16 protein-coding genes and 1 tRNA gene are annotated in these 15,377 nt (G+C 71.4%); 9 read left to right on the plus strand and 8 right to left on the minus strand.

Annotation, left to right across the window (positions count from 1 at the left end):
- Positions 1 to 106 precede the first annotated feature (106 nt).
- Together ACFVU2_RS07615 and ACFVU2_RS07620 are read left to right on the plus strand one after the other, a co-directional pair.
- Complete coding sequence (locus tag ACFVU2_RS07615; RefSeq protein ID WP_387872675.1) at positions 107 to 1,456, plus strand: glycine betaine/L-proline ABC transporter ATP-binding protein; 1,350 nt, start codon at positions 107 to 109, stop codon at positions 1,454 to 1,456.
- Positions 1,453 to 3,168, plus strand: coding sequence for an ABC transporter permease/substrate binding protein (locus ACFVU2_RS07620; protein ID WP_387872677.1), 1,716 nt, complete (start codon positions 1,453 to 1,455; stop codon positions 3,166 to 3,168). The genes ACFVU2_RS07615 and ACFVU2_RS07620 overlap by 4 nt, the downstream gene beginning before the upstream one ends.
- A 25-nt stretch (positions 3,169 to 3,193) precedes the next feature.
- Here ACFVU2_RS07620 and ACFVU2_RS07625 read toward each other — a convergent pair whose 3' ends face one another.
- Positions 3,194 to 4,390 (minus strand): alpha/beta fold hydrolase, encoded by a 1,197-nt coding sequence (locus tag ACFVU2_RS07625; protein WP_387872679.1) that lies wholly within the window; start codon positions 4,388 to 4,390, stop codon positions 3,194 to 3,196.
- Positions 4,391 to 4,422: 32 nt separating this feature from the next.
- Here ACFVU2_RS07625 and ACFVU2_RS07630 point away from each other — a divergent pair, with 32 nt between their 5' ends.
- On the plus strand, positions 4,423 to 5,298 hold the full coding sequence (locus ACFVU2_RS07630; protein WP_387872680.1) for a metal-dependent hydrolase: 876 nt from the start codon (positions 4,423 to 4,425) through the stop codon (positions 5,296 to 5,298).
- A gap of 27 nt (positions 5,299 to 5,325) precedes the next feature.
- On the opposite strand, the gene ACFVU2_RS07635 is transcribed toward ACFVU2_RS07630, so the two are convergent.
- Both ACFVU2_RS07635 and ACFVU2_RS07640 read right to left on the minus strand, forming a co-directional pair.
- The gene (locus ACFVU2_RS07635; RefSeq protein ID WP_387872682.1) at positions 5,326 to 6,087 is read right to left on the minus strand and encodes a nuclease-related domain-containing protein; all 762 of its coding nucleotides are present in this window, start codon (positions 6,085 to 6,087) and stop codon (positions 5,326 to 5,328) included.
- Positions 6,088 to 6,152: 65 nt separating this feature from the next.
- Entirely contained in the window at positions 6,153 to 6,407 is a 255-nt protein-coding gene (locus ACFVU2_RS07640; protein WP_387872684.1) for a hypothetical protein, read from the minus strand.
- Between the two features lie 38 nt (positions 6,408 to 6,445).
- Between ACFVU2_RS07640 and ACFVU2_RS07645 the strand changes: the two genes are divergently transcribed.
- Positions 6,446 to 6,709, plus strand: coding sequence for a hypothetical protein (locus ACFVU2_RS07645; RefSeq protein WP_387872686.1), 264 nt, complete (start codon positions 6,446 to 6,448; stop codon positions 6,707 to 6,709).
- A gap of 45 nt (positions 6,710 to 6,754) precedes the next feature.
- Here the strand turns inward: ACFVU2_RS07645 and ACFVU2_RS07650 are convergent, their stop codons facing one another.
- Together ACFVU2_RS07650 and ACFVU2_RS07655 are read right to left on the minus strand one after the other, a co-directional pair.
- Entirely contained in the window at positions 6,755 to 8,149 is a 1,395-nt protein-coding gene (locus ACFVU2_RS07650; protein WP_387872687.1) for a cryptochrome/photolyase family protein, read from the minus strand.
- Complete coding sequence (locus tag ACFVU2_RS07655) at positions 8,146 to 8,784, minus strand: MBL fold metallo-hydrolase (RefSeq protein ID WP_387872689.1); 639 nt, start codon at positions 8,782 to 8,784, stop codon at positions 8,146 to 8,148. Before ACFVU2_RS07655 ends, ACFVU2_RS07650 begins: the two co-directional genes overlap by 4 nt.
- Positions 8,785 to 8,896: 112 nt before the next feature.
- Here ACFVU2_RS07655 and ACFVU2_RS07660 point away from each other — a divergent pair, with 112 nt between their 5' ends.
- The 3 genes from ACFVU2_RS07660 to ACFVU2_RS07670 all read left to right on the plus strand — a co-directional run bounded on the left by ACFVU2_RS07660 (position 8,897) and on the right by ACFVU2_RS07670 (position 12,102).
- The gene (locus tag ACFVU2_RS07660; RefSeq protein WP_387872690.1) at positions 8,897 to 10,999 is read left to right on the plus strand and encodes a copper-translocating P-type ATPase; all 2,103 of its coding nucleotides are present in this window, start codon (positions 8,897 to 8,899) and stop codon (positions 10,997 to 10,999) included.
- A 44-nt stretch (positions 11,000 to 11,043) separates the two neighbouring features.
- Positions 11,044 to 11,946: a diacylglycerol kinase family protein gene (locus ACFVU2_RS07665; RefSeq protein ID WP_387872691.1), complete on the plus strand. Its 903-nt coding sequence runs from the start codon at positions 11,044 to 11,046 to the stop codon at positions 11,944 to 11,946.
- An 80-nt stretch (positions 11,947 to 12,026) separates the two neighbouring features.
- Positions 12,027 to 12,102 (plus strand) — tRNA-Glu (locus ACFVU2_RS07670).
- 53 nt (positions 12,103 to 12,155) lie between these two features.
- Here the strand turns inward: ACFVU2_RS07670 and ACFVU2_RS07675 are convergent.
- The 3 genes from ACFVU2_RS07675 to ACFVU2_RS07685 are packed head-to-tail and all read right to left on the minus strand — an operon-like array spanning position 12,156 to position 13,303.
- Positions 12,156 to 12,644 carry an SRPBCC domain-containing protein gene (locus tag ACFVU2_RS07675; RefSeq protein WP_387872693.1) on the minus strand — a complete coding sequence of 163 codons (489 nt, stop codon included), beginning with the start codon at positions 12,642 to 12,644 and terminating at the stop codon, positions 12,156 to 12,158.
- Complete coding sequence (locus ACFVU2_RS07680) at positions 12,641 to 13,033, minus strand: ArsR/SmtB family transcription factor (RefSeq protein ID WP_387872694.1); 393 nt, start codon at positions 13,031 to 13,033, stop codon at positions 12,641 to 12,643. The genes ACFVU2_RS07675 and ACFVU2_RS07680 overlap by 4 nt, the downstream gene beginning before the upstream one ends.
- A 57-nt stretch (positions 13,034 to 13,090) precedes the next feature.
- Positions 13,091 to 13,303 carry a KTSC domain-containing protein gene (locus tag ACFVU2_RS07685; RefSeq protein WP_387872695.1) on the minus strand — a complete coding sequence of 71 codons (213 nt, stop codon included), beginning with the start codon at positions 13,301 to 13,303 and terminating at the stop codon, positions 13,091 to 13,093.
- Between the two features lie 210 nt (positions 13,304 to 13,513).
- On the opposite strand from ACFVU2_RS07685, the gene ACFVU2_RS07690 reads away from it, so the two are divergent.
- Together ACFVU2_RS07690 and ACFVU2_RS07695 are read left to right on the plus strand one after the other, a co-directional pair.
- Positions 13,514 to 14,602, plus strand: coding sequence for a TerC family protein (locus ACFVU2_RS07690; RefSeq protein ID WP_387872697.1), 1,089 nt, complete (start codon positions 13,514 to 13,516; stop codon positions 14,600 to 14,602).
- Positions 14,599 to 15,354 (plus strand): PP2C family protein-serine/threonine phosphatase, encoded by a 756-nt coding sequence (locus ACFVU2_RS07695; RefSeq protein ID WP_387872699.1) that lies wholly within the window; start codon positions 14,599 to 14,601, stop codon positions 15,352 to 15,354. Before ACFVU2_RS07690 ends, ACFVU2_RS07695 begins: the two co-directional genes overlap by 4 nt.
- Positions 15,355 to 15,377: the final 23 nt, after the last annotated feature.

The following is a 15,377-nucleotide window of genomic DNA, read 5'->3' on the forward strand; positions in this document are numbered from 1 at the left end:
GCGCCGGCGGTGGCGATTCGCGCGGAAGGTCCGCGCTCGAGTCGCCCGGATACCGCAGCACGCCCACCACCCGGGCGCAACCACCGGCCGACATCGTGCCCGTGCGATGCGTGCCTGCGGAGAACAAGTGAGCGAGTCTGTCGCCGTCGAGGCGAGGAACATCTACAAGGTATTCGGGCGCAAGCCCCAGGAGGCGGTCCGCCGCCTCCGGGACGGCGCCACCAGGCAGGACGTGTCCGGCCAGGGGACCGCTGCCGTGATCGACGCGGGCCTGACCGTCCGCCGCGGCGAGATCTTCGTCGTGATGGGGCTGTCCGGCTCCGGCAAGTCCACCCTGATCCGGCTGCTGAACGGCCTCTTGGAGCCGACCGCCGGGGAGGTCGAGGTGATGGGGACGACCATCACCGGCCTGACCGGCAAGCGGCTGCGGGAGGTGCGCCAGCGCCACATCTCGATGGTCTTCCAGCACTTCGCGCTGTTGCCGCACCGCACCGTGCTCGACAACATCGCCTACGGGCTGGAGGTGCGCGGCACGCCGAGCGCCGAGCGCCGTGCCCGCGCCGAAGAGGTGCTGGAGCTCGTCGGCCTGGGCGGCTGGGGCGACAAGCTCCCGAGCGAGCTCTCCGGCGGGATGCAGCAGCGCGTCGGCCTCGGCCGGGCGCTGGCCGCCGACACCGACGTCCTGCTGATGGACGAGGCGTTCTCGGCGCTCGACCCGCTGATCCGCCGCGAGATGCAGGAGCAGCTGCTCGAGCTGCAGGGCACCCTCGGCAAGACGATCGTCTTCATCACCCACGATCTCAACGAGGCGATGTTCCTCGGCGACCGCATCGCCGTGATGCGCGACGGCCGCATCGTGCAGACCGGGACGCCGGAGGAGATCCTCACCGATCCCGCCACCGACTACGTCGCCAGCTTCGTGCAGGACGTGGACCGCGCCCGTGTGCTCACCGCCGCGAGCGTGATGGAGCCGGCCCGCGCCCTGGTCACCGTGGCGGGCGGCCCGCGGGCCGCCATGCGCACGATGCGCGACCTCCAGACCTCCGCTGCCTTCGTCGTCGGCCAGGGACGCACCCTGCTCGGCGCCGTGCGCGACCGCGACGTGATGCGTCAGGTGCGCGAGGGGCGCAGCGACCTGCGCGAGGTCATCCGCGAGGACATCGCCTCCGTCGACCGCGACGAGGTGCTGAGCGAGCTCGTCGAGCCGTCGGTCGGCAGCGACCTGCCTCTCGCAGTGATCGACGACAAGCAGCGGCTGCTCGGGGTCATCCCGCGCGTCACCCTGCTCGCCGCCCTCGGCAACGTGTCCAGCGACACGATGGAGATCCCCGTGATCGTGGAGCCGCCGGCGACCGTGTCGGTCGACGCGATGACGCTCGCGCTCAGCGAGACCGCCGGCGACGAACCGTCCGGTCGCGACGAACCGTCCGCCCGCGGTGAGGAGGTGCCCGCGTGAACGGCATCCGCCTCCCGCTCGGCGAGTGGGCCTCCCACGCCGTCGACTTCGTCACCACCACCCTCGGCGGCTTCTTCGACGTCGTCCGCGTGATCTTCACCGGCATGTACGACGGCATGGACTGGCTGCTGCAGACCCCGCCGTTCTGGGGCATCATCCTCATCATCGCCGTCCTGGCCGTGTGGCTGCGCGGCGGGGTCTTCGGGGCCGGCACCGTCGTCGGGCTGCTCGTGATCGTGAGCGTCGACCAGTGGTCGAACGCCATGGACACGCTCGCGCTGGTGCTCGTCTCGGCCGCCATCGCGATCGCGATCAGTGTGCCGCTCGGCATCCTGGCCGCGCGGTCCAAGACCGCGTCCGCGATCATCCGCCCGGTGCTCGACTTCATGCAGACGATGCCCGCCTTCGTCTACCTGATCCCCGCGCTGATCCTGTTCCGCGTCGGTGTCGTGCCGGGCATGGTCGCGACGATCGTGTTCGCGATGGCTCCCGGTGTGCGGTTGACCGAGCTCGGCATCCGCGGGGTGGACAAGGAGCTGGTGGAGGCCGGACGCGCGTTCGGCTCGCCGCCGCGCCGCATCCTGCGCCAGATCCAGCTGCCGCTCGCCATGCCGTCGATCCTGGCCGGCGTCAACCAGGTCATCATGCTCTCGCTGTCGATGGTCGTCATCGCCGGCATGGTCGGCGCGGGCGGTCTCGGCCGTGACATCGTGCAGGCGCTGAGCCGAGTCGATGTCGGGCTCGGCTTCGAGGCCGGTGTCTCCGTCGTCATCCTCGCCATCATCCTCGACCGGCTCACCGCGTCGGTCGGCCGAGCGCGCCTGCGCATGCCGAAGCGCGCGCTCGCCGTGCTGGGCGCCGCCCTGATCGTCGTCGTCGGCGGGACCGCGGTCACCGCCGCCTCCACCGCCTCCGGGGGCGACAAGGGCACCGTCAAGGTCGCCGTGTTCAACGGCTGGCCCGAGGGCGAGGCCGCCTCGTACCTCTGGAAGCACGTGCTCGAGAAGGAGGGGTACACCGTCGACTTCGAGTACGCCGACGCCGGCCCCGCGTTCGCGGGTCTCTCGACCGGCGACTACGACGTCGCGTTCGACGGCTGGCTGCCGACGACGCACGAGGCGTACATGAAGAAGTACGGCGACAAGCTGACCGACCTGGGCGCCTGGAACACGGAGGCCAAGCTGACGATCGCCGTGAATAAGGACGCGCCGATCGACTCGCTCGACGAACTGGCCGCCCATTCGGCGGACTTCGGCGACCGGCTGGTGGGCATCGAGCCGGGAGCCGGGCTGACCGAGGCGACGCAGAACAAGGTGATCCCGGAGTACGGTCTGGGCTCGATGGACTTCGTCACGTCGTCGACCCCCGCCATGCTCGCCGAGCTGACCGCCGCGATGAAGAAGGGCGACGACGTCGCCGTGACGCTGTGGCGGCCGCACTGGGCCTACGACGAGTTCGATCTGAAGGATCTGAAGGATCCGAAGGGTGCGCTCGGCGAAGCGGAGTCCATCCACTCGATCGGCAGCGCGGGCTTCGAGAAGAAGTTCCCCGAGGTCGCCGGGTGGGTGAAGGGCTTCGCGCTCGACTCCGACCTGCTCTACTCGCTGGAGAACGCCATGTTCAACAGCGGGGCGCAGTCGTCCCAGTACGACGGCATCGTGTCGAAGTGGATGGACGAGCACGCCGAGTACGTGGACTCGCTGACGTCGTAGACCCGGCACGTCCGCGATGAGGAGCTCACGTCGCGGACGTGCTCGTCCCGCTCACTCCGACACTGTGCAACCAGTCGAAGAGCGAGCGGAGCGAACGCAGCGCGACGGTGGCGTGCGTCGCACCGGGGATCCGGTCGTACGTCACCGTCGTTCCGTCGCCTTTCGCTCGCGCGACGAACGCGTCCGTGGCGGAGGGGCGCACCAGCTTGTCGCTCTCGCCCTGGGCGACGAAGAGCGGCATCGCGAGTGCGCTCCCGCCCGGCGTGTTCTGCGCGAGCAGCCCCGACCACGGTTCCGTGGTCTCCGGGTCGGAAGTCAAGAATCGGCCGACCAGCGGCTGCGCGATCGTGTGCAGCGCCTTGTTCTGCGTGAGCAGGCAGAGGTCGTTCATGGCCGGCAGCGCCGTGATCGCGTGCGGGGTGAGGATGGTGGTCAACGGTTCGTCGTAGACCGTCGAGTAGGCCTGGAACGCGTACGAGCCGATGGTCACGCCGGAGATGTCGCCGATGTCGTCCCGCAGCAGCGAGGCGAGGTCGGTGGCCGGTGCCGCGACGGCGGCGGCCTCCACGTCGAGCTCCGGGGCGTAGCTGCGGGCGAGCTGCGCCGCGAAGAGCACGGCCTGGCCGCCCTGGGAGTGGCCCCAGAGCACCACCCGGTCGCTGACCGTGCTCCCGAGCACGTCGCGCGCCGCGCGGGCCGCGTCGAGGATGTTGCGTCCGGCGGTGTCTCCGACGAGGTAGGAGTCCGGCCCTGCCGTGCCCATCCCGGTGTAGTCGGTGTAGACCACGGCGTAGCCGCGGTTCAGGAAGTCCGTGAGACCCTCGACGCTTGCGTACGGGTCGAGTGCGCGCGAGGGCGCGCATCTCTCCGCGACGCCGGTCGTCGGGTGCCCCCACGAGACGATGGTGCGGCCGCCGGCGGGGGCGGGGGAGTCGGGCACGACCAGCAGTCCCGAGTTGACGACGGGCCGGCCGTTCAGGTCCGTCGAGCGGAACAGGATGCGTGTCGCGACGGAGCCGGGAGGGGCGCCGAGCACCGGCGCCGACCGGATGACGCTGCCGGGCTCGCCGGACGGCAGCGGATCCGGCTGCGTGTAGAAGGCCGTGACCCCCGGTGCCGAGTCCACGTCCTCCTGCAGCCGGGCCGTCTGGATCGGCGAGCACGCGGCGAGCAGCCCCACGGCCGCGATCATGGCCACGGCGGAAGCTGCTCGTCGGATCACGGCGTCAGCCTAGCGGCCCGTACGCTGGAGGGATGACCCTCCCGCGGACCGACACCGTCGTCACCTACCCCTCCGGCGACCTCACCTCGACCGGAACTGTCCTCCACACCGTGCCGCTGCCCGACGGCCGCACGGCCGTCGTGCTCGATCGCACGGCGTTCCACGCCGTCGACCCGGTCTGGCCGGACCAGCCCGCCGACGTGGGGACGATCGCGGTCGACGGCCGCGCCCGCGCCGTCGTCGACGCCGTCGTCGGCGCGACCGACGGCGACGTCTTCCACGTCGGCGACGCTCCGGTCCGTACCGGAACGGAGGGCTGGTCGTTCGTCGTCTGCCACCTCGTCGACGACGCCGCAGGACTGACGCCCGGCAGCCCCGTCACCGTCGACGTCGATCCGGAAGCCCGCCGCGCCCTCTCCGCCGGTCACACCGCCTGCCACCTCGCCTCGCTCGCCCTCAACGAGGCGCTCGCACCCCTCTGGACGAAGGAGGTGCCGGGCGACGGCCGCGGGCGCCCCGACTTCGACCGGCTGGCGATCGTCACGTCGCGCATCCTCCCGGACGCCTCGCGCGACGAGTACCGCATCGGCAAGAGCCTGCGCAAGAAGGGGTTCCCCGCCGCGGAGCTGCCCGCACGGCTCGACGAGATCGTCGCCTCGGCCAACGCCCTGCTGGCCGAGTGGGTCGCGACCGGCGCCGCCGTGTCCATCCAGCGCGAGTCGGAGGGCCTCGGCGACCGGCGGCTCTGGACGTGCGCGCTGCCCGGCCGCACCGCGTCCATCCCGTGCGGCGGGACGCATCTGCGCTCGCTCGCCGAGCTGAGCGGCGTGGAGATCGCGCTGGAGGCGGTGGAGGCCGAGGGTGCGCTGACCGTCGTCATGACCACGACGGCGCATCCCGCGTTCTGAATCCCCCCGGCTGAGAGGACGCCGGACTCAGCGCGGCAGGAACGGCAGCGCCACCGCGACCAGGGCGAGGGCCGCCGCGACCGCCCAGCCGGCGCGGACCAGGCGGGCGCTGCGCACCTCGCGCTCGATCCGGTCGAACCGGTCGGCGACGTCGGGGTGGAGGTCGGCTTCGCGCCAGGTGCCCGGCGCATCGACCAGGCTCGCGACCGCGGCCACGGTGGCCGGGTCGAGCACGGGCGGGCGACGGACGAGCCAGCGCACGAGTCCCTCACCGCGCACGACGTCCACCGTGCGCGGCCGTGCGCGCACCCGCAGCTCCTTCGCCCCGACGACGGCGACGACCGCACGCACCGGCGCGTCGATCCCGGCTCCCGCGAGCAGCCCGCGCACCCGCGACGTCTCGAGATCGGCGTTCCGCAGGTAGGGCTTCTTGGCGCCGTCGACCAGCACGGCCCGTTCGGCGACCCAGACCCGGGCCCCCCGATGATGCTTGGTGTTCACCACGAAGACGCCGCCGGGCCCGACCACCAGGTGATCCAGATCGGCATCGCCCGACCCGACCGGAAGGGCATGGAAGACCCGCCAGCCGTCCGGCAGGTGCGCCAGCCGCTCGCCGACCTCCCGCTCGCCGAGGGCACCGACGAACCACGGGACCGTCTCGTCGTCGAGCGGGGCGATACCGAGCGCCCGGGCGAACGCCGAACGGGGCGGGGCCGCGTCGTGCAGGCGCACGACCTGCGCCATCACCGCTGCTCCCGGTGCCCGCTCGCTCATCCGTCCGCCGTCCATCGCGCCACGCTATCGAGCGGTGCGCGGGTTCCGGGAGTCCCCCCTCCGGGCCGCTCCGGAGCGGCCTACCCCTGGTCGGGGGAGCGGGAGGCGCCGCCGCTGTGGTCGTCGCCGGGCAGCCGCTCCTCCAGCGACGTGTTGCGCTCGGCGACCGTGTCGAGCTGGTCCTCCGGCGTCTCCCCGAGTCCGGCGACGGCGTCGAAGAGGGCGTCCGCACTCGTCGCGGTCGGATCGTCGCCGTCGCCGATGCCGGCGTCGGTGTCGGCGTCGGCGGAAGCGGGGGCGGGGATGGGGGCGGGGGTCTCGTCACGATCGGTCATGCGGCGCACAGTACCCCCCGCGGAGTAGCATGCGGCCCATGAGCCGCATCGAAACCGGGATCGTCTCCTACACCGTCTCCGGCGACTACTTCGCCCGCGTCGGCGCCGACTTCGACGCGGAGGCGGTCGACGACGCCATCCTCGCCGAACTCAACCGCCGCCTGCCGAACGGCATCGTCGTGGAACGCAGCGGCAAGGTCCTCGCCGAGGAGGCGCAGGCGGACGAAGCGCGCGCCCTCGACTGGGGTGCGCTGCTCGCGAGCATCGACGTGGACCAGATCCTCGCCGAGCACGGGCGCTGACCCCGTACGGGCCGCGCCTCTCGCCCCTGCTTCGGCGCTTCGTGCTCACCGCGCCTTCTTGACGGCGTCGAACGCGGCCAGCGCCGCCCGCCGGGTCTCGGCGAGGTCGACGATCGGCTCCGGGTAGTCCGCCGTGTCCCACTCGGGGACCCAGCGGCGCACGTAGTCGCCGTGCGGGTCGAACTTCGTGCGCTGGAGCTCGGGGTTGAAGACGCGGAAGTACGGCGCCGCGTCGGCGCCGCTGCCGGCGACCCACTGCCAGTTGAACGGGTTGCTCGCCGGGTCGGCGTCCACCAGGGTGTCCCAGAACCATTGCTCGCCGCGTCGCCAGTCGATGAGCAGGTTCTTGATCAGGAACGACGCGACCACCATGCGCACGCGGTTGTGCATGGTCCCGGTCGTCCACAGTTCGCGCATTCCCGCGTCCACGAGGGGGATGCCGGTGCGACCCTGATGCCAGGCCCGGAGAGCCGCAGGGTGCAGGCGGGGCCAGGGGAAGGAGTCGTACTCGCGATGGATGTTGACGGTCGCCAGCTCGGGGTGTTCGAAGAGCGTGTGATACGCGAACTCGCGCCAGCCGATCTCGCTCAGGAAGGTGCTCGCGCCCTCGGCGTTCGACCGGTCGCGCGCCTCGGCGGTCGCGTGCCAGACCTGGTGCGGGCTGAGCTCGCCCCAGCGCAGATGGGGGGAGAGCCGGGAGGTCGCATCGATGCCCGGGGTGTCGCGATCGTCGCGGTAGCGGGCGACGTCGTCGTCGAGGAACTCGGCGAGCCGCCGCCGGGCCGCCTTCTCGCCCGGCTCCCACGCATCGCGGAGTCCGCCTGACCAGTCGGGGTCGGTGGGCAGCAGCTCCAGCGCGTCGATGCTCTCGCCGTCGAGCGGGGCGGCGGGCGTCAGCTCGCGTGGTGCCGAGAGCGGTCTGCGGGGCGGGGGCGCAGCGAGACAGGCCCGCCAGAACGGCGTGTACACGGAGAACGGCGTGCCGGCTCCCGTGCGGATGGTCCAGGGTTCGAAGAGCAGCGAGCCCGCGAAGCTGGTCGCTTCGATCCCGCCTGCGCGCGCGGCCGTCTTGACGGCCTCGTCGATCCGTCGTTCCGCGCCGCCGTAGCGCCGGTTCCAGACGACGGCGCCCGCCCCCGTCTCGCGCAGGACCTGCGCGACGACCCGCTCGGCCGGGCCGCGGCGCACGGTCAGGCGCGCGCCGATCCCTTCGAGGTCGGCGGACAGCGCCGTGAGCGAGTGGTGCAGCCACCAGCGTGCGGCGCCGCCGGGGGGCCGCACGCCCTCCGACTCCTCGTCCCAGACGAAGAGGCAGAGCACCGGCCGCCCGGAATCCGCGGCCGCGCGCACGGCGGGGTTGTCCGCGATCCGGAGGTCGTCGCGGAACCATACGACGACCGGCGCGGCCGACGTGTCGTCGGGGGAGGGCGTACCGCTCACAGATCGAGGGTGTCGCCGGGCTCCAGGGCGAAGTGCTCCCCGCCGTTCTGCTCGGTCGCCCAGGCGATCCGCGCGTTCGACATGTCCTTGCTCGCACGCGAGAGCACCATCTCGTGCGTCGGGAAGCTGCGCTTCGGCTTCACCGCGAGCACGTAGTCCATCACCTCGGCGACCTTCATCCACGGAGCCCCGGCGGGCGCCGCGAGCACGTCGACCTCGACCCCCTCGGGAATCGTGAAGGAGTCGCCGGCGTAGTAGAGCTCGTCATTGATCAAGACGCCGAGGTTGTCCACCGTCGGGATGCTGGAGTGGATCACCGCGTGGACGCCGCCGAAGAACCGGAGGGTGAACGGACCGGCCTCGACAGTGTCGCCGGCGTGCACCACGGTGACGTCGAAGTCGGCCGCCGCCCGGGCCACGCCCTCCGGGGCGAAGATCGTCGCCTCGGGGTTCAGGTCGAGCACGCGGGTCAGCTGCTCGGGGGTCCAGTGGTCGGCGTGCTCGTGGGTGATGACGACGGCGACCGTGTTGGCCGTGTCGGTCAGGGGCGTGGTGAAGCTGCCCGGGTCCACGAACAGCTTCTTTCCGGAGTCCTCCAGGAGCAGGGCGGCGTGTTCGAACTTGGTGAGTCTCATGCCCCAAGGAAATACCGATCCGGCGGCGCGTGCAAGCCGGGGCGGGGATGCGCGGCGGCATCGGGTCACGGGGTGGTGGAATATACCCGGGAGGGGTATCGTTCGTGGTGTCATGGACAGCAGCAGCGCACACCAGGATCAGCACACCTCGCACCGTGGCGCCGAGACGGCCGAGCACACGCAGGTGCACGGCCACGGCGAGCACGACCACCACGACCGCGAGGATGGCGGCGGTCACGACCACTCCGGACACTCCGGACACGATCCGGCGATGTTCCGGCGCAAGTTCTGGCTGACGCTGGTCCTGACCATCCCGACGCTGGTCTTCTCGCACGGCCTCCAAGAGATCCTCGGGCTCTCCGGCCCCCGGTTCCCGGGCAGCCAGTACATCCCCGCCGCGTTCGGCATCGCGATCTTCTTCTACGGCGGACTCGTCTTCCTCCGGGGCGCCGTCGACGAGCTGCGCGGGCGTCGGCCGGGCATGATGACGCTCATTTCGCTCGCGATCGTCGTCGCGTTCGGGTACAGCCTCGCCGTCACTCTCGGCCTCCCCGGCATGGACTTCTGGTGGGAGCTCGCCACTCTCATCCTGATCATGCTGCTCGGGCACTGGATCGAGATGTCCGCGGTGATGGGCGCCCAGGACGCGCTGGGCCAGCTGGCGAAGCTCCTCCCGGACACCGCCGAGCGACTCGCCGACCCGCACGCCGACCCCGAGGTCGTCCCCGTCGCGGCGCTGGTGGTCGGGGACCTGGTCCGGGTGCGCCCCGGCTCCGCTGTCCCGGTCGACGGCGAGATCGTCGACGGACGCAGCGACCTGGATGAGTCCCTGCTGACCGGCGAGTCCAAGCCGGTCACCCGCGGACCCGGCGAGCAGGTCGTCGCCGGGAGCATCTCCGGCAGCGGCTCCCTCGTCGTCCGCGTCGGACGGACCGGCGGGGACACCGCCCTCGCCGGCATCATGCGTCTCGTCTCCGACGCGCAGGCGAGCAAATCGGGCACACAGGTGCTGGCGGACCGTGCCGCGGCGTGGCTCTTCTACGTGGCGCTCGCCGTGGCGACCGTCACCCTGGTGGTGTGGATCCTGCTGCGCCCCGGAGACCCGGCCTTCGTGCTCGAGCGGGTCGTCACCGTGCTGGTGATCGCCTGCCCCCACGCCCTCGGCCTCGCCATCCCGCTGGTCGCCCAGATCTCCACCGCGATCGGCGCCCGCAACGGCCTCCTCATCCGCGACCGCCACGCCATGGAGGACGCCCGGCGCATCGACGTCGTCCTGTTCGACAAGACCGGCACGCTCACAGAGGGGCGGCAGGGCGTCGCCTCCGTCGCAGCCGAGGACGGCGACGAGGACGCCCTGCTGGCGCTCGCCGCCGCCGTCGAGACTCCGGCCGAGCACCCCATCGGGCGCGCGATCGTGACCGCCGCCCGGGAGCGCGGCCTGTCCATCCCCTCCGTCGGCGACTTCGAGGCGCTGGGCGGCCGCGGGGCGGCGGGACTGGTCGAGGGCGAGCGCATCGTGGTCGGCGCTCCTCGTCTGCTCGCCGAGCGGGGAGTGTCGGCGGGAGCGGCCGTCTCGGCCGCCGCCGACGAGGCCGCCCGGTTGGGGCAGACGGTCGTCTACGTGCTGCAGGGCGATCGGGTGGCCGGAGCGATCGCCCTCGCCGACGTCGTCCGTCCCGAGTCCGCGGAGGCGGTCCGGGCGCTGCGCGACCGCGGAATCCGCGTCGCGATGCTCACCGGCGACTCCCGTGCGGTGGGGGAGGCCGTCGCCGCCGGCCTCGGCATCGACGAGGTCTATGCGGAGGTCCTCCCCGGCGACAAGGCGGGGACGGTCGCGCGGCTGCAGCGCGACGGCTCCCGCGTCGCGATGGTGGGCGACGGGGTGAACGACGCACCGGCGCTGGCGCAGGCGGACGTCGGCATCGCGATCGGAGCGGGGACCGATGTGGCGATCGAGTCCGCCGGGATCGTCCTGGCCTCCAGCGACCCGCGGGGGGTCGCGAAGGTTGTCGAGCTCTCGCGGGCGACCTACCGCAAGATGCTGCAGAACCTGGCCTGGGCGACCGGCTACAACGTCGTCGCGCTCCCCCTCGCCGCCGGAGTCGCGACCGGCATCGGCGTCGTCGTATCGCCGGCGTTCGGCGCCGTGCTCATGTCGGTCTCGACGATCGTGGTGGCCCTCAACGCGCAGCTGCTGAGGCGCGTGCGTCTCTGAGTCGTGCGTCCGCGGGGTGCGGTCGTGTGCCATCATCGTGCACTATGGCCGCACCCCAGAGAACCGTCGTGGTCGCGGTCAATCCCATGGCGTCGTTCGGGCACCACCGCGAGGTGGGGCCTCTCGCCGTGGAGCGCCTCCGGGCCGCCGGGTACGCGGTGGTCGCCGTGGACGAGGCGAACATCGAGCTCCTCCGGCGCGAGACCGCGCACGCCGTCGAGGCGGGCGCCGACGCGCTGGTCGTCGTCGGCGGCGACGGGATGGCCAACCTCGGCATCAACATCGTCGCCCAGACCTCGACGCCGCTGGGCATCGTCCCGAGCGGCACCGGCAACGACCTCGCCGACGGCCTCGGGATCCCGGTGGGCGATGCGGAGGCCGCGATCGCCCACCTGCTGTCCGCCCTCGACCGCGAACCGCGCACGATCGATGCCGGCGTGGTGCGGCACGGCGACCTGTCGACGTGGTTCGGCGCCGTGCTGTCGGCGGGCTTCGACGCCACCGTGAACGAGCGGGCCAACCTGATGACACGCCCGCGCGGCCGCAGCCGCTACATCCTCGCCCTGTTCCGCGAGCTGGCGACGCTCGCGCCGCGCCCCTACCGCATCGTCGTCGACGGCGAGACGCTCGACGTGGAGGCGATGCTCGTCTCCGTCGCCAACAACCGCTCCCTGGGCGGGGGGATGCGCATCGTCCCGCACGCCGCCCTCGACGACGGCCGACTCGACCTCTTCATCGTGCGCCGCATGTCCAAGGCGCGGTTCCTCCGGATGTTCCCGAAGGTGTTCCGGGGCCAGCACGCCGACCTCGCCGAGGTGTCGTTCCGGCCACTGAGCAGCGTCCGGATCGAGGCGGAGGGTGTCGTCGCCTACGCGGACGGCGAGCGCATCGGGCCGCTCCCGGTCGACGTGAGCGTCGTGCCGGGCGCCCTCCGCGTCCTCGCCTGACGGCCGCGACACACCCGGATTTCGCCCTCGTTTTGGAGGAAGAACCCGAACTGTGGCATGATCATTGAGTTGTAAAACACGGCCCCATCGTCTAGCGGCCTAGGACGTCGCCCTCTCACGGCGGTAACGCGGGTTCAAATCCCGCTGGGGTCACCACTCAGAAAAGCCCTCTCGGACCATGTCCGGGAGGGCTTCTTCGTTGTGCGGGCTCAGCTCACGACCATCGCCTCGTAGTCCGGGGTGAGCTCCTTCCAGCGGGGCTGCCACGCGGAGTCGGCTCCCGACAAGGTGCGTGCCAGGTCCTCGAGGTGGGCCTGCCAGCCCGCGCCGTGGAAGTGCAGGACCTCCAGCGGCAGCCCGCGCTCCTCCACGACGAGCCGGGTGCGGTCGCCCTCGGCGGTGAGTCGGGCCTCGATGGCGGTCTCGTCGTCCGCGCCGGGGGAGAGGGTCACGACGAGCCGGTCGGGCGCTTCGCAGGCCTCGACGCGCGCCGGCCCCTCCCATCCGCTCGTGAAGGCGGCACGGAACGTGTCTCCGAGCGTGGGCTCGCCCTCCACGGCGGCGACCCACCTGGCGAGTCTCGCGGGTTGCGTGATGGCCGCCCACAGGTCGTCGATCCCGGTGTCGTAGACGTCCTCCACGCGGACGGCGCCGTGCTGCTCGTCCAGCCGGCGCATGGTGCCGATGATGCGGTTCACTGTGCTCTCCTGTTCTGATCCGGTGCGTTCGGATCCGGTGCGTTCTGTTCAGGCGCGTCCTGCTGCGCCGCGGGATCCCGGTGGTGCGTGCCGCGGGCGATCTCGGTGTGCAGGGCGTCGAGCCGGTGCTCCCAGATCGTGCGGTACCCGTCCAGCCAGGCGTCCAGCTCGACGAGCGGCTCCGGCCGGAGCCGGTACACCCGCCACTGGGCCTGCTGGTCGACGTCGACGAGCCCGGACTCGCGCAGCACGCGGAGGTGCCGCGACACGCCCGGCCGTGCGATCGGGAGCGCCTCGGCCAGCTCGCCCGCCGTCGCCGGCCCGCTCCGGAGCCGCTCGAGGATCGTGCGCCGGCTCTCGTCGGCCAGTGCGTGCAGCAGTGCGTCCATGGCCTTCAATGTACCCGCATTGGTACGTAACCGATAGGGTACGCGGCGCGAAAGGTGTCAGGGCAGCCATTCGGTCGGGAAATGGTCCCGGATGCGCTCCGCGAAGTAGCGGCCCGCCGACGGCGCCGAACGGAATTCACGCCAGATGCGGTCCGAGACGAGGCGGTACCGGTAGTGCGCGCCCGACATGAAGACGATCTCGAGCAGGTGCTCGCCGTCGTCGAAGCCCGCCGCCGCGACCACCGCGCTCTCGAACTCGACCCACTCCACGGGCGGCACTGTACGCGCGTGACCGGAGCCCCGGGGAGTCCGGTAGAATAGGTCTTCGCGAAGGGGAGTATCCCGGACGGTCGCGGTGCACGCACCGCCGCCGGCGCTGTGAACGTCATCACGGTCCACTCGGACCCGGGCACGGCGGCACCCGACAGGGTGCGGGAGAGACTTTCGGCTCTTTTACGATGCCCTTCGAAAGGTCCCTCCATGGAACTCGCCCTCCCGCTCTGGTTCGAGATCGGCTCGATGGTCGTGCTGCTGCTCGTCCTCGCGTTCGACCTCCTGATCGTTTTCAAGCGGCCGCACATCCCGAGCCCGAAGGAGTCGGCGCTCTGGGTGTCGTTCTACGTCGCGCTCGCGCTCGTTTTCGCGCTGCTGATGCTCCTGATCGGAGACGCGGAACACGCCGGGCAGTTCCTCGCCGGCTGGCTGACCGAGTACAGCCTCAGCATCGACAACCTGTTCGTGTTCGTGATCATCATGGGCCGGTTCGCGGTGCCCAGGAAGTACCAGCAGGAGGTGCTCATGGTGGGCATCATCCTGGCGCTGATCTTCCGCGGGATCTTCATCGTGCTCGGGGCGAGCCTCATCGCGAGCTTCAGCTGGATCTTCTACATCTTCGGCGCGTTCCTGCTCTGGACGGCCATCAACCAGGCGTTCGGCAACCACGACGACGAGGGCCAGAAGGACAGCTGGTTCATCCGCTTCTCGCGCAAGCGTCTCAAGGTCTCCGACCAGTACGAGGGCAACAAGCTGCGCACGACGGTCAACGGCCGGCGGATGTTCACCCCGCTGATCATCGTCTTCATCGCCCTCGGCACGACCGACCTGCTGTTCGCCCTCGACTCCATCCCGGCGATCTTCGGCATCACCCAGAGCCCGTTCATCGTGTTCACCGCGAACGTGTTCGCCCTGATGGGTCTGCGCCAGCTGTACTTCCTGCTCGGCCACCTGCTCGACAAGCTCGTGTACCTCAAGTACGGAATCGCCTTCATCCTCGCCTTCATCGGGGTGAAGCTCGTGTTCCACGCGATGCACGAGAACGAGCTGCCCTTCATCAACGGCGGCCACCACATCGAGTGGGCGCCCGACATCGACACCTGGACGTCGCTCGCGGTCATCGTGGGGTCGATGCTTGTCGCTACCATTGCAAGTCTGGTGAAGCTGCGGATGAGCGGCTCCACCCTCGCCGAGGCGATCCACGGCGAGGACGACGACGAGGCCGACGAGGCCCCGCGGGCCGGGACCGCCGAGGTCGTGGTCCCGAGCGATCAGCAGGAGGACCCCCGCACATGACCTCACACGTCGGCGTGAGCGCCCGGAGCGACATCGGGGCGGTACGCCACGTGAACGAGGACGGCTTCCTCGCGGAGGACCCGGTCTACGTCGTCGCCGACGGCATGGGAGGCCACGCCCGGGGCGATCTCGCCAGCCGGACGGCGGTCGAGAGCCTGGCCCGGACCCTGCAGCCGGGCAGCCGGCCGACCCCGGACGAGGTCGTCGCCGCGATCGACGAGGCCAACGCCGCGGTGCGGGCGCTCTCGGGCGCGGACGAGTCCGGCGCCGCGGTCGCGGGCACGACGCTCGCGGGCGTCGTCCGCGTGCGCGTGCCCGAGAAGGCTGTGGAGCAGTGGATGGTCGTGAACGTCGGCGACTCGCGCGTCTACGCCTGGGACGGCACGGCCCTGACCCAGCTGACCGTCGACCACTCGGCGGTGCAGGAGCTCGTGGACGCCGGGCTGATCACCGAGGCCCAGGCCGCCGTGCATCCCGAGCGCAACGTCATCACCCGCGCCCTCGGTGCGGAGGACTTCGTCGACACCGACACCGAGCTGCTCCCGGAGGCCGACCGCCGCACCTTCCTGGTGTGCTCGGACGGACTGACCCGCGAGCTCAGCGACGCGCGCATCGCGGCGATCCTGGCGACGCAGCCGGACGATCCGGCGGGCGAGCTCGTGGAGGCCGCGGTCGAGGCCGGCGGCCACGACAACGTGACGGTGCTGGTCATCGCGCCGGACGAGGCCGAGGGACCGTCGGTGATATCCTGACTCTCGTGCACGCGGGTCTTCTC

The organism is Leifsonia sp. NPDC058194 (assembly GCF_042883605.1).
In the GTDB taxonomy this organism is placed as follows: Bacteria; Actinomycetota; Actinomycetes; order Actinomycetales; family Microbacteriaceae; genus Leifsonia.